This window comes from Arthrobacter sp. 10T413_2 (genome assembly GCF_056394205.1).
The window spans coordinates 1-11932 of the sequence record NZ_JBFTHK010000133.1 but is presented as its reverse complement, the minus strand read 5'-3'; the positions used below and the strand labels follow the sequence as shown (position 1 = coordinate 11932).

Annotated in this window: 8 protein-coding genes; 4 read left to right on the top strand and 4 right to left on the bottom strand. The window is 69.5% G+C overall.

Going from position 1 to position 11932, the window contains the following annotated elements; genetic code table 11:
- A partial coding sequence (locus AC1DBQ_RS17325) for a tyrosine-protein kinase domain-containing protein (protein WP_476929693.1) occupies positions 1-1446 on the bottom strand: 1446 nt, incomplete at its 3' end.
- Between the two features lie 378 nt (positions 1447-1824).
- Between AC1DBQ_RS17325 and AC1DBQ_RS17320 the strand changes: the two genes are divergently transcribed.
- From AC1DBQ_RS17320 to AC1DBQ_RS17305, 4 genes are all read left to right on the top strand, one after another.
- Complete coding sequence (locus tag AC1DBQ_RS17320; RefSeq protein WP_476929692.1) at positions 1825-2985, top strand: glycosyltransferase; 1161 nt, start codon at positions 1825-1827, stop codon at positions 2983-2985.
- Entirely contained in the window at positions 2982-4493 is a 1512-nt protein-coding gene (locus AC1DBQ_RS17315; RefSeq protein ID WP_476929691.1) for a lipopolysaccharide biosynthesis protein, read from the top strand. Before AC1DBQ_RS17320 ends, AC1DBQ_RS17315 begins: the two co-directional genes overlap by 4 nt.
- Position 4494: 1 nt before the next feature.
- Complete coding sequence (locus tag AC1DBQ_RS17310; RefSeq protein WP_476929690.1) at positions 4495-5517, top strand: glycosyltransferase family 2 protein; 1023 nt, start codon at positions 4495-4497, stop codon at positions 5515-5517.
- Between the two features lie 413 nt (positions 5518-5930).
- On the top strand, positions 5931-6983 hold the full coding sequence (locus tag AC1DBQ_RS17305) for a right-handed parallel beta-helix repeat-containing protein (RefSeq protein ID WP_476929689.1): 1053 nt from the start codon (positions 5931-5933) through the stop codon (positions 6981-6983).
- 65 nt (positions 6984-7048) lie between these two features.
- Here AC1DBQ_RS17305 and AC1DBQ_RS17300 read toward each other — a convergent pair whose 3' ends face one another.
- The 3 genes from AC1DBQ_RS17300 to AC1DBQ_RS17290 form a co-directional block, all read right to left on the bottom strand.
- Entirely contained in the window at positions 7049-8653 is a 1605-nt protein-coding gene (locus AC1DBQ_RS17300) for a hypothetical protein (protein WP_476929688.1), read from the bottom strand.
- 230 nt (positions 8654-8883) lie between these two features.
- Positions 8884-11505, bottom strand: coding sequence for a PKD domain-containing protein (locus AC1DBQ_RS17295; protein ID WP_476929687.1), 2622 nt, complete (start codon positions 11503-11505; stop codon positions 8884-8886).
- A gap of 55 nt (positions 11506-11560) precedes the next feature.
- On the bottom strand, positions 11561-11761 hold the full coding sequence (locus AC1DBQ_RS17290; protein WP_476929686.1) for a hypothetical protein: 201 nt from the start codon (positions 11759-11761) through the stop codon (positions 11561-11563).
- Positions 11762-11932 lie beyond the last annotated feature (171 nt).

Below are 11932 nucleotides of genomic sequence, written 5' to 3'. Positions count from 1 at the left end.
GTGCTTGACCGGTGCCGGTTCTGCGGGCACCGCCGGGGGCGTGCCCTTGGAGCGTTGGCTCGGCCTGCGCAGCCGGCCCGGCTTGTTCTGCTTTCGCAGCTTGCCCGGTTTCCCGGGGCGCTGATTGCGGCCTTCGGACAGGCGGAGCGGAAGGGCATTCAGCACGGCACCCGTCACCGTCGCCTTGACCAGCACAAGGTTCTGCAGGGACGCGCTCAGCAGTTCGCGCGTCACGGTCTGGTACCTGACCACCAGCACTGTGGTGTCGGCCTGCACCGACAGCAAGGCAGCGTCGCTGAGGGGCTGCATGGCCGGGGCGTCCAGGATGATGCGGCTGTAGCTGCCGCGCATCTCGCCCAGGGTGGCCGTCATGGTCTGGCCCGCCAGAAGTTCGGTCGGGTTCTCGGGAACCGAGCCCGCGGCCACAATGTGAAGGCGGTCGCTGGCCGTTTTCTGGATGACGCCGGTCAGGCCCGCCCGGCCGGCAAGAACCTCGGCGAGGCCAAGTGCGTTGCCGAGCTTGAGCTCTTTTGCCAGCCGGGGCCGGCGCAGGTCCGTTTCAACAACAAGGACTTTTTCGCCCGCATCTGCCCAGGCCCGGGCCAGCATGAGCGCCACGGTCGTCTTGCCTTCCCCCGCCCGCGCCGATGAAATGAGCACGACGCCGGAGGCCGGCAGGGCGGACAGGTGGTCCATGTTGGTGCGGAGCCGGCGTGCCGCCTCGTCCAGCAGGGAAGCCTGCCGCCTATTCAGGATGTCGGACATGGTGCCCGCCTCGGAGCTGGCCGGGACGCGCGCCAGCAGCGGCAGCCCGGACGCGTCTTCGACCTCTTCGGGAGTCCGCAGCGTATGGTCCATCATCCGGCGTGTGACCGCGATCGCGATGCCTGCGCCGAGGCCAAGCAGGGCGCCGAGGCCAAGGTTCAACGCAAGCCGGGGGGACACCGGGTCCGTCTCAGCGGTGGGGCCGGCCACCACGTTCAGGTTCGTCTGGCCGCCGCCGCTCTGGGTCCTGGCCTCGACGTTGTCCAGCGCCGGGTTCAGGCCGGCGACGATCTCCCGGGCCACCTGGTTGGCCTTGGCGGGGTCCGGAAGACTCACGACGACCGTCAGCATCAGCGTGTCCTGGTCCGCCGAGGCAGTGACGCTCTCCGCAATGTCCGCCGCCGACAGGCCGGTGGAACTGCTGCTGACCAGCCGCTCAACAAACTTGTCGCTTTTGATCAGGCTCGCGTAGGAGGCGATGCGCCCCCGCGACAGCTCTAGTGACTGCAGGGATGACTGCCCCGCGGACGGCGGCGACACGACATAGAACTTGACGGTGCTTTGATACACCGGCTTCGCCGTCGCGGTGACACCCCAGGCAATGCCGATGCCGGCGAGCAGGCACGCAAGCACAACCAGCCAGCCCCGCGCGATTGCGCGTCCGTACTCAGACAGTTCCAAGCGAACCCCCATACGGCCACCACGCCGTGCCTGCAGCGGCACGGTCCTTCATGGTCCCTTGACGCACCATTATTGACTGCGTCCGTGCCATGCGGAAGCTTTTTGCTTCTGTGTCTTTGGCGGCGGGGCCCGATTCCTAGCCAAACTCCGGGACCGGCCGTAGTCTTTTCCCTAAGCTAGGACCAGCCTGCAGGTCCGGACACCATGTGACTCCGGGCAGCAACGGAAACAGGTCCTGGCGGCAGGTCTCAGTGGCGGGTCTCAACAACAGGTCCCGGGGACACGTCCCCGTGACCGGATCGGTGTTCCTGCATCAGCAGCGGCGCCGGTCCTGTTCGGTGGTGCCTTCCGCCGAGGTACCAATCGAGGGGGCACACGATGAGGACTGGCGGGGAGCGATTCTCGGTATTGGTGGCACACCCCAGCGCGGACCTTTACGGTTCGGACCGGGTGCTGCTGGAAACCATCGACGGGCTGCACCGGAGCGGTGCGCGCGTCCTGGTGGCTCTGCCGTCGCCGGGGCCCCTCGTGGCCGAACTCGAGCGCCGGGGCGCCGCCGTAATCCTGTCCCCGACGCCGGTGCTGCGCAAGAGCCTGCTCACGGCCCCGGGCCTGGTGAAGCTGGCCGGCACCTCAGTCCACGGACTCCTCCGCAGCATCGGCGTGATCCGCGGTGCGCGCCCGGACGTCATCCTGGCGAACACCATTACGGTCCCCCTGTGGACGGCCGCGGGACGGCTGACGGGTGTACCCGTGGTGACCCACGTCCATGAGGCGGAGGCCAACGCCCCGCGGGCGCTCCGCGCGGCCCTTGCGCTGCCTCTGCTGCTCTCCCGCGGCATCCTGACCAACAGCCAGTTCAGCTCCGACACGCTGGCTGCGGCGCTCCCTGCGCTCCTCGGCCGCTCGAGAGTGCTCTACAACGGGGTCCCCGGGCCGGCCCATCCCGCACCGCCCCGGCCGGACCTGCACGGGGGGCTCCGCATCCTGTATGTCGGACGGCTGTCCCACCGCAAGGGAGTGGACATCGCCATCGACGCGCTGTTGCGGCTGCGCCGGGACGGCGTGCCGGCCCGGCTGGCGGTGGTCGGCGCGGTCTTCCCGGGGTACGAGGACTACGAGGCCGGCCTGCGGAGCCAGGTCCGCGCCCACGGCGCCGAAGACCACGTCAGGTTCCATGGCTTCCAAAATGATGTCTGGCCGTTCCTTGCGGAGTCCGACGTCGTGGTGGTGCCCTCCCGGCTCGACGAGCCGTTCGGCAATACGGCCGTCGAAGCTGTCCTGGCTTCCCGGCCCGTCGTCGTCAGCAATACCTCGGGCCTGCGGGAGGCCGCCGCGGGTTACCGGTCGGCGCAATTCGTCGAGCCCGGCGACCCCGTGGAGCTCGCCGCCGCGCTCGCCCGCGTCGCCGGCCAGTGGCAGGACTACCGGTCCAGCGCCAGCTTCGACGCTGCGGAAGCGGGCCGCAGGCACAGCCCGGAACGCTACGGGACCCTCATGGCGGGGCATCTGGCGCAGGCTGCGGGCAGGCTGCTGTGATCAGCCGTGCCGCCCCGGGCACCGCCACAGGTCCGGGCACGCGGCCCAAAACGGCGCGGGGCGTCCGTTGGAGCTTCGGAGCAGTGCTGGCCCGGCAGGGTTTCCAGATGCTCTGCGCCGTGGTGCTGGCCCGGCTCCTGGGACCGCAGAGCTATGGCGTCATCGCGGCAGCCACGGTGTACATCAGCCTCGTGGCGCTCCTGCTGGACCAAGGCCTCTCCGCGGCGCTCGTCCAGCGCGCCGAAGTCACCCGCCGCATGGCGGGGGCCACCGCCATGCTGAACCTGCTGGTGGCGGTCCTGCTCGGGATGGCGACCTGGTCCGCCGCCCCCGGGATCGCCCAGTTCTTCGGCGTCGCTGAGCTCGAGCCGATCCTCCGGCTGCTGGCATTGGCGATCCCCGTCAAAGCCCTGGCCATTACGCCGCGGGCCATGTTGTCCAGGGAGCTGGCCCTCCACAAGGTGGGCGCGGCGGACATTGCCGCGGCCGCCGCGGGCAGCGCGGCCGGGATCGGCGCGGCGCTGGCCGGGGCCGGCCCGTGGTCCATGGTGTACCAGGTGGTCACCACGGACCTTGTCTGCAGCGCGTTGCTGCTGGCGGCCAGCCGGGGGCCCGTCCCCAATTTCGCCTTCCGGACAGTCGCGCCGCTTTTCCGGTTCAGCGTCAGCGTCTTTGCCACGGACTGCCTGGCCTACTTCTCCCGGAACCTGGACAACATCCTGGTGGGCCGCGTGCTCGGCGTCGCCGCCCTGTCGCTGTACGGGATGGCCTACCGCATCCTCGTCATCCCCGTGCAGTTGATCGGGCAAACCGTCAACAGGGTCATGTTTCCGGCCTTTTCCCGGGCGGCGGGCAGCCCGGAGAAGGTGGCCGCAAGCCTTGTGTCCGCGACGCGGCTGCTGGCGATCTCGGCGGTTCCGCTGATGACCTTTGTGGCCTGCGCCGCCCCGGAGCTCGTGGGCCTGGTCCTAGGTCCCGAGTGGCTGCCCGCAGCGGGGCTGGTCAGTGTGCTCGCCATCGGGGGCGCACGCGAGACCATTTTCTACGTCACCCCCTCCCTCATGAAGGGCCTGGGCCAGGGCGGGTTGATCGTCCGGTATGAGATCCTGGCCGCCGTCGTGCAGGTGGGAGGCATCGTGATCGGGCTCCAGTTCGGCGTCCTCGGCGTCGCCGTCGGGTACTCTGCCGCCGGTTTCCTCCTCACCCCCGTGCTCCTGCGCATCCAGTCCCGGCTGACCGGGGTGAGCCTGAAGTCCCAGTTGGCGGCCATCTTCCCCGCGGTGCACGCCGCGGCCTGGGGCGCGGCGGGGTACTGGGTTTTGGCCCTGGCCGGCATGTCCGGCGTGTGGCTTCTGTTTGGCGGGTTCGCTGTCTTTGCCGCCCTCGCGCTCGCCGCGCTGCGGGTCTTCCACCGGGACACGCTCTCCGGTTACGTCGAACAAGCCCGGACACTCCTAGGACGGCCTGCCGCCCGGCAAGCCTCGACGACGAAAGGTCAGAATGGCTGACATGACCCATCCCGGCGCCCGCCTTGCGGAGGACGGGTCCGCCGTGGGACTCGCGGCGGACGGCCTCGTCATCGCGGTGCTGACGTACCGCCGGCCGGAGGACATCGCCCTGGCGCTGCCGCGGCTGGCCGGCCAGGCCGGCATGCGCCAGGCCGGATCGGGCCGGCCACGGAACGACCCGCCGGCGGAACGGCCCGCCACGGTGCTGGTGATCGACAACGACCCTGCGGCGAGCGCCCGCCCCATCGTTGAGCAGCTCGCGGGCGCCCTCCCGCCGGGGCTGGTCCGGTACGTCCATGAGCCGAAGCCCGGGATCGCGGCGGCGCGGAACCGCGCCCTCCGGGAAGCGGCGTCGAGCGCGTTGCTTGTCTTCATTGACGACGACGAGGTGCCGTCGGAACAGTGGCTGGCGCAGCTGGTGGGGCTGCAGCGCTCCACCGGCGCCGCCGCCGTCGTCGGTCCTGTGATCAGCGAATATGAACACGAGCCGGAGCCCTGGATCGAAGCCGGAAACTTCTTCCACCGCCGCAGGCTCGCCACCGGGACCCGGCTGGACGTGGCGGCGACCAACAATCTCCTCCTGGACCTGCGGCAGGTCCGGGCCCTGCGGCTCTCGTTTGATGAACGCTTCGGCCTTAGCGGAGGCTCGGACACATTGTTCACCCGCCAACTCGTCCAGCGCGGCGGGGCCATGCTGTGGTGCGACGAGGCCGTGGTGGTGGACCGGGTTCCGTCGTCGCGGCTGACCCGCGGCTGGGTACTGCGCCGAGCCCTGCGCAGCGGCAACTCCGCCGCGAGGGTCAGGCTGGAACTTGCTGCCGGCGCCGCGGCCCGGCTGGCTGCCAGGGGCGTTTGCCTGGGGTCCGGTTCAGTCCGCCTCGCCGGGGGCACGGCACGTCTGGCAGCCGGGGTCATCAGCGGATCGTCCCGGCATCAGGCCAAGGGAATGCGGACGGCCGCCCGGGGTCTGGGCATGGCTGCGGGCGCGTTCGGCTACGTCTACAGCGAATACCGCAGAAAATAGTTTTCATGCCCTTTCACCGCGACCGGGCCGGCTGCCGCGAACGCCGGATTCGTGGCTGTTTTTCAGGCGTGTCGCAAGCGACGCGCCAGGGCGTGATCAAGTTGGAATGCGCTATGAAAGGGCGTTATCAATTTGCAACGTCGCAGTACCTCAGCTAGCGTGTTGGCTCAGAAGCCGGGGTCGGGGATACCGCCCGGGAAGTCAGTCACGAGTGCCGCGGGTCCGCCCACGCCCCGCCCAGGTCCCACGTCTCCCTGGGCCCCGAGAACACCCCTCGCGCTGACAACGCACCACGCAACATACCGGCGCGGCCTGCACGCCGCCGGCAGACAGGCTCGAGGGCCTCCCGCCCGTTCCGCTATGTCCGTAGGATCCCCCGTGCCCGGAGAGCAAGACAATAGAGGTATGACACGATGGCCATTGGCTTGAAAAAGATCCAGCGCAAAAACATCCGCGCAACGTATGCCGCAGGTGCTGCGGCGGTGACAATCACTGCCCTCGCCCTGACCGCGGCGCCGGCTGTCCAGGCGGCGCCCGCACTCGCGCCCGCCGCGCTGACCCTCGGTGCGTACCAGCCGAGCGCGTCCACCACCGGCGTTCCGGCCGGAACGGCCCTGAGGGCCTACAACACCTCGGGCGCGGACCTCGTCATCACCACGGACGGCACCGTCCTGGACGGCCTGGACATCTACGGCGACGTCAAGGTCCGCGCCAAGAACGTGGTCATCAAGAACAGCCGGCTGCACGGCGGCAAAGCGATCCCCAAGTCCAATACCGGAGTTGTCGACGCCACCAGCGCCGCCGTCGTCAACCTCGTGGTCCAGGACAGCACCATCGTCCCGGACAGGCCATCCTATTACCGCGACGGGATCGTCGGCCACGACTACACGGCCCGGCGCAACCACATCCAGGGCTCCAACGACGGGCTGGGCATCTTCAACCGCCCCGGCGGCCCCGTTACCGCCAACGTGACGGCCGAAGGCAACTACATCCACGGATTGACGTACTGGTCCTACGACCCCGCGCACAGCGACGGCACGCACAATGACGGCATCCAGGTCCAGGGCGGCCAGAACATCCGGATCGTCGGCAACAACATCGTGGCCAACTCCAAGCCGGGCACGGGCAGCGCGCCGAATCCCCGCGGCACTCACGCCGGTACCGGCATCATGCTGCAGCAGAATGTTGCCCAACTCGCCAATGTGGTGGTCGACAAAAACTGGGTGGATGACGGCCAGACGTCGATCAACATCGACAACGGCAAGTACTCCAAGATCACCGTCACGGTCTCGAACAACAAGCTCGGCCGCAATCAGTTCGACTTCGGCAACGGCTCGAAGTACCCGATCCGGGTCATCAGCCGCGCTGCCAGCACCGTGGCCGGACTGACCACGAGCAACCACTGGGCAGACACCCAGGGCCTCCTGGTGGAAGGCAAGACCGGCGGCATCCGCTACAACTACTAACGTGCAGGTGCAGGGCCGGATCCGTGACGGATCCGGCCCTGTTTGTCTGCCATGTGCCGTGCCGGTCATTTGGCTGTCAGGCTCACGGTCGGCGACGTCATGGCGTTGCCGAAGGCATCGTTGGCCACGAGTTTGTAATCGTGGGTGGTTCCGGCCGGCACGGAGTCGAGGAACTGCATCGAGGGCCGGTACCAGAACCTGGACGAGACTGTCCGGGTACTGATGATCTTCCCGTCCCGGTACAACTTGTAGGTCAGCCTGGAGTTGTCACGGTCCCAGTTGGCTTGCCAGTTGACGGAGATCGTGCCGGTCGACGGCGAAGCCAGCACGGGTTGGGTGGACGCGGCGGAGGACCGCGGCCCCTCCCTATTGGGGGCGAGGCTGCTCACGGCGAATCGTGCCAGCCCCTGCTGCCCGCGCAGGTTGACGTTCAGAAACTCGCCGCCCATCACCACGTACTGATCGTTGCCGGCAACGGTCCACGGGCCCTGGTTCTGGCCGGTGGCCGTACCGGTGTCCAGGTCCGGGAACCACACCAGCAGCGTTGGCATGGGCTGGCCGAGGAAGCTTGGAAGCCGTGAACTGGGCCGGGTCAAGGTGCCCGTGGCCTCCTTGCTGTAGGCGAGCGCGCGGTGCCAGGAGCGTGGGTCGGATTCCGGGAAGCCGTCGATCTTCCCGCAGTCGTGCGAGTGCCCCGCCTTGTAGACGGCGGTGCTGCTGGCAAAGATGCTGTGCGAGTCGCCGCGGCAGTCATCAATCCACGTGATGGCGAGGTCCTGCCAGTTCGCGGCAAAGGACCCCTCAAGATTTCCGGTGCCGCCGCCGGAGACCAGGAGGAACGCCGTCCCGTACCAACTGGTCCCGTCGCTCGAGAGCGAGGTGACGGCCGCGTAGGTGCCGGCGTTGCGCACGAGCTTGTTGGCCGGGGTGGCCCGGTTCCTTCCGCTGACCGCGTCCACGGCGCCGAGGCCAAAGCCCGGGTCGCTGCTGCCGTTCAGCGTGGTGAAAGCACCGCCGACGACGATCTTGCTGCGGTCAGGGGCGAGCACGAGGGCATTGACCCGTCCGCCGTGGGCCGCGGGCTGCCATGCCAGCAGGGCGCCGTCGGAAGCACGGACCGCCGCCAGCCGCGACCTCGAGGCGGACCCGACGGTGGTGAAGGCGCCGCCCAGGTAGACGGTGTCCGGGGTGGCCACGATCGCCCGGACTGACCCGGACATCGGCGGGGCCCAGCCGGGGATCACGGCCCCGGTCGCAGCGTCCAGGGCCACCACCTTGCGTACAGCATGGCCGTTGACCTGGGTGAAATCGCCACCCACGTAGAGCCTCTTGCGGTCCGGGGACGCGGCCACCGCAAGGCCCTGGGCGTTCAGGGATGCCGTGAACGTGGTGATGAGCTTGCCCGTACTCAGGCTGAACGCCAGGATGTTCTTCCGCGGCGTCGTCTGCGCCCCGGCCGGTGCCCCGGCGGGCCGGGCAGCACTGAATTTGCCCACGGCGTACACCGTGTCGCCGATGACGGCCTGCTGCCACACCACCCCGTCAATCTGGACTGTCGGCAGCGAATCCGCCGTGACCGTCACAGGACTCGAGGGAAGGCCGGGGTCGGCGGGCGCCGAGTCCGCGACGGCGCCCGGGGCGGCCGCGAGGACCAAGGTCGTGACCAGCACGGCGCCGGCACCCGCCTTCCAGGCCCGCGCAGCGGCCGGCAGCCGGTTACGCCAACGACGGAAGCGGTGACTGCTCCCGGGCCGTCCTCCATGGCGATGAAGCGCGGGCGCTCCCCCAACTTTCCAGGACATCAGTGTCCTCCTTCGCTCGGCGTCGTCATTTCTGGAGTGATATCCCGGTGACGGGTTCCCGTTCCCGGCCTTCCTGGTTCCATATCTGCCCTGTCTCCTCAGCCGGACCGCACATCGAGGTTGTCGAACCGTGCCAGCACAGGCGCGTTGGTCGCGGAACCGGACAGGTAGGACAGCAGCCCGACGGATCCCGCGTCCTGCAGGCCGGCGGTGGCGTCGGTGGCCGTGACGCTCCATGTTCCGGGCTCCGTGGATCCCGTGCGCCATGTCTTCGCCCGGAGTGTGGTGGGCGCGGTCCCGGTGACCTCCACCCGCAGCTGCAGCTGCTGTCCGGCCGTCAGCGTGATTCCCGGGGTGAACTGCCCGAGCACGGTCTCCGCGCCGCCGGCGAGCCGGGTCAGCTGCAGGGTGCTCACCCCGTTGGCCGCCACCTTGACCTTGCCGCGGTATTCGGCCGTACCCACGCGACGGCCGGTTACCCCGAGGTAGGAGCCTCCTCCGTTGCCGATCTTGTCCAGCGACACCGTCACGAGCGCGTTGCTGGCGGCGGTGGAAACCGACGGCAGGAAAGCGGACGGACCCCGGCCTGCGGCCAGGCTCATGGCCCCTTGCCCTGAACTGACCGAGAAATACGACGCCGAGCCGTTCAGCGACCACGCTCCGCCGGCATCCGCCGTTCCCCAGCCGGTGGCCAGCGTGCGGGCAAAGGCGTCCTGGGCGAGGACCCCGCCGGACGTGACGGTGATGGCTTGGCTTGTGGTGCCGGTGGCGCCGCTGTTGTCGGTCACGCTCAGCGTGACCGTGTAGGTTCCGGCGGCCGCGTAGCCGTGCGACGCCGTGACGCCGGTGCCGGTGCCGCCGTCGCCGAACGCCCACGAGTAGCCCGTGATGGTGCCGTCGGGGTCCGTCGACGCCGCCGCGTCGACGTTGACCGTCAGCCCGGTGGTGCCGGCCGTGAACGCGGCCGTCGGCGGGGTGCCGGTGGCGCCTGCGATGGTGATGCTGCGGCTGTCGCCCGTGACGGTGTTCCCCATCGGGTCCCGGACGGAGATCCTGTAGCTGTGCTGGCCGGCAGCAAGGCCGGCGTCGGTGAACGCCTGGTCCGGGCGCTGCCAGAAGGTGGACTGCGCCGAGACGGTGTGGACCGGGACGGGATTTCCGTCGCGCAGGATGCTGTAGCTAAGGTTCGAGTTGTCGCGGTCCCAGTTGGCCTGCCACTGCACCCTGACCTGCCCCGCGCCGGGGCTTGAGAGAGTGGGCACGAACGCGGCCCCGGTCACGCGCGGGCCCTGCAGGTTGGGCGCCCCCTCCCGACGTGCAAACCGGGCCAGGCCCTGTTGCGGCTGCTGGTTGACGTTGCGGAACTCCCCCACCATCACCACATAGGTGTTGTTGCCGGTCACGGCCCAGGGGCCCTGGCTTTGGCCGCTGACCGTTCCGGTGTCCATGTCCGGGAACCAGTTCAACAGCGACGGTGCGGGCTGCCCGGTGAACGACGGGTAGCCGAGCGGATCTTGCACGAGCGTCCCGGTTGCGGCCTTGCTGAAGGAGACGGCCCGGTGCCAGACGCGCGGGGTGACTTCGGGAAATCCCCCCAGGTTGCCGCAGTAGTGCGGGTGGCCGGCGACATAGACCGCGGTATCGGTGGCAAAGGCGCCATACGAATCGCCGTGGCAGTCCTCCACCCACTTGATCCGCCCGTCCGACCAGTTGGCCGCGAAGGCGCCTTCGAGGTTGCCGCCCGTGCCGTAGATGTAGCCGGTGCCGTAGAAGCTCGTGCCGTCCGTGGACAGCGACAGCACCGCCGAGTCCGTTCCGGCATCGCGGACGACGTCGTTGGCCTGCAGGGGCAGGCTGGCGCCGGTGACGGCGTCAACCATGCCGAGCCCGTAGCCCGGGCGGGAGGAGTTGTTCAACGTGGTGAACGCCCCGCCGGCCACCACCCGCGTGCCTTCGGGAGAAAGGGCCAGGGCGTTGACTTTGGCGCTTGCGGCAACCGGCGCCCACGCCAGCAGCGCACCGTTCGCGGCGCTGACGGCCGCGAGGCGCGAGCGGGCAGCGGACCCGACGCCTGTGAAGGTGCCGCCCATCCACACGGTCCCGGCCGAGGCCGTGATGGCCCGGACGCTGGCGTTCATCCTCGGCGCAAACGACCCGATCAGGCTTCCCGACACGGGGTCCAGGGCGGCGACCCGCCACCGCTGCACGCCGTTGACGGACGTGAAATCGCCGCCGATGTACAACCGCGAGCCGTCCGGCGACGCCGCCACGGCGAGCGCCTGGGCATTCAGGACGGGCGCGAAGCCGGTGATGAGCCGCCCCGTGGTGATGTCGAAGGCCAGGATGTTGGGCCGGGCGGTCAGTTGCGTCCCGGGCGCGGCGCCGTAGGGGCGGGCGTTACTGAACTGGCCGACCACGTAAACCGTGTTCCCGATCACGGTCGACTGCCACGCGACGCCGTCGTGTTGGGCGGTGGGCAGGCTGTCCGCCGTGACGGTCACCGGGGTCTTGGGGTCGGCGGGGTCCAGGGGTGCGGAATCCGTGACACCGCCGGGTGCCCCCGCGAGCGTCGCGGCGAGGAAGAGGGCCAGGGCGAGAGCCAGGGAAAGGGCCAGGGCGGCGGCGCGGCGGGAGGCCGGATGGGCCCGCGGCGGACCGCCGGTGCCGCCGGCGCCGGTCTCCGTGGCGGTTCCGGCGTCCGATTCTCTTCGCCAGGTCATGACATGACCACTTCCTCTGGCCTTAAGGGTTTCGCCTCCTTGGCCGGCGTGCCCCTCAGTTGATCCGCACAGTGAAGTCACCGCCCACATAGATCCGCGAACCGTCCGGGGCGCTGTCCGCTGCCGGAGCCACTGCCGCAAACCCCAGGGAGAATGCGAGCGCTGAAGCCGCGAGGGCCGCCACAAGCTTGTCCAGCAGCCGGTGCGGTGCCCGGCGGCCGCCGGCGGCCCCTTGCGGTGACTTCAGCATCGTCATGGCCTCCCCCAGGTCCCCGGGCCTACGGGATCTTCACGGCGAGGGTGTCGAAACGCAACACCACCGGGAAATTGGTGGACGAACCGGACAGGTAGCCCGCCAGACCCGCCCCGCCGGCCACCTGGAGCTCCGGCGTCGAGTCGCTCGCGCTCAGCTGCCAGGCCGCCGGTT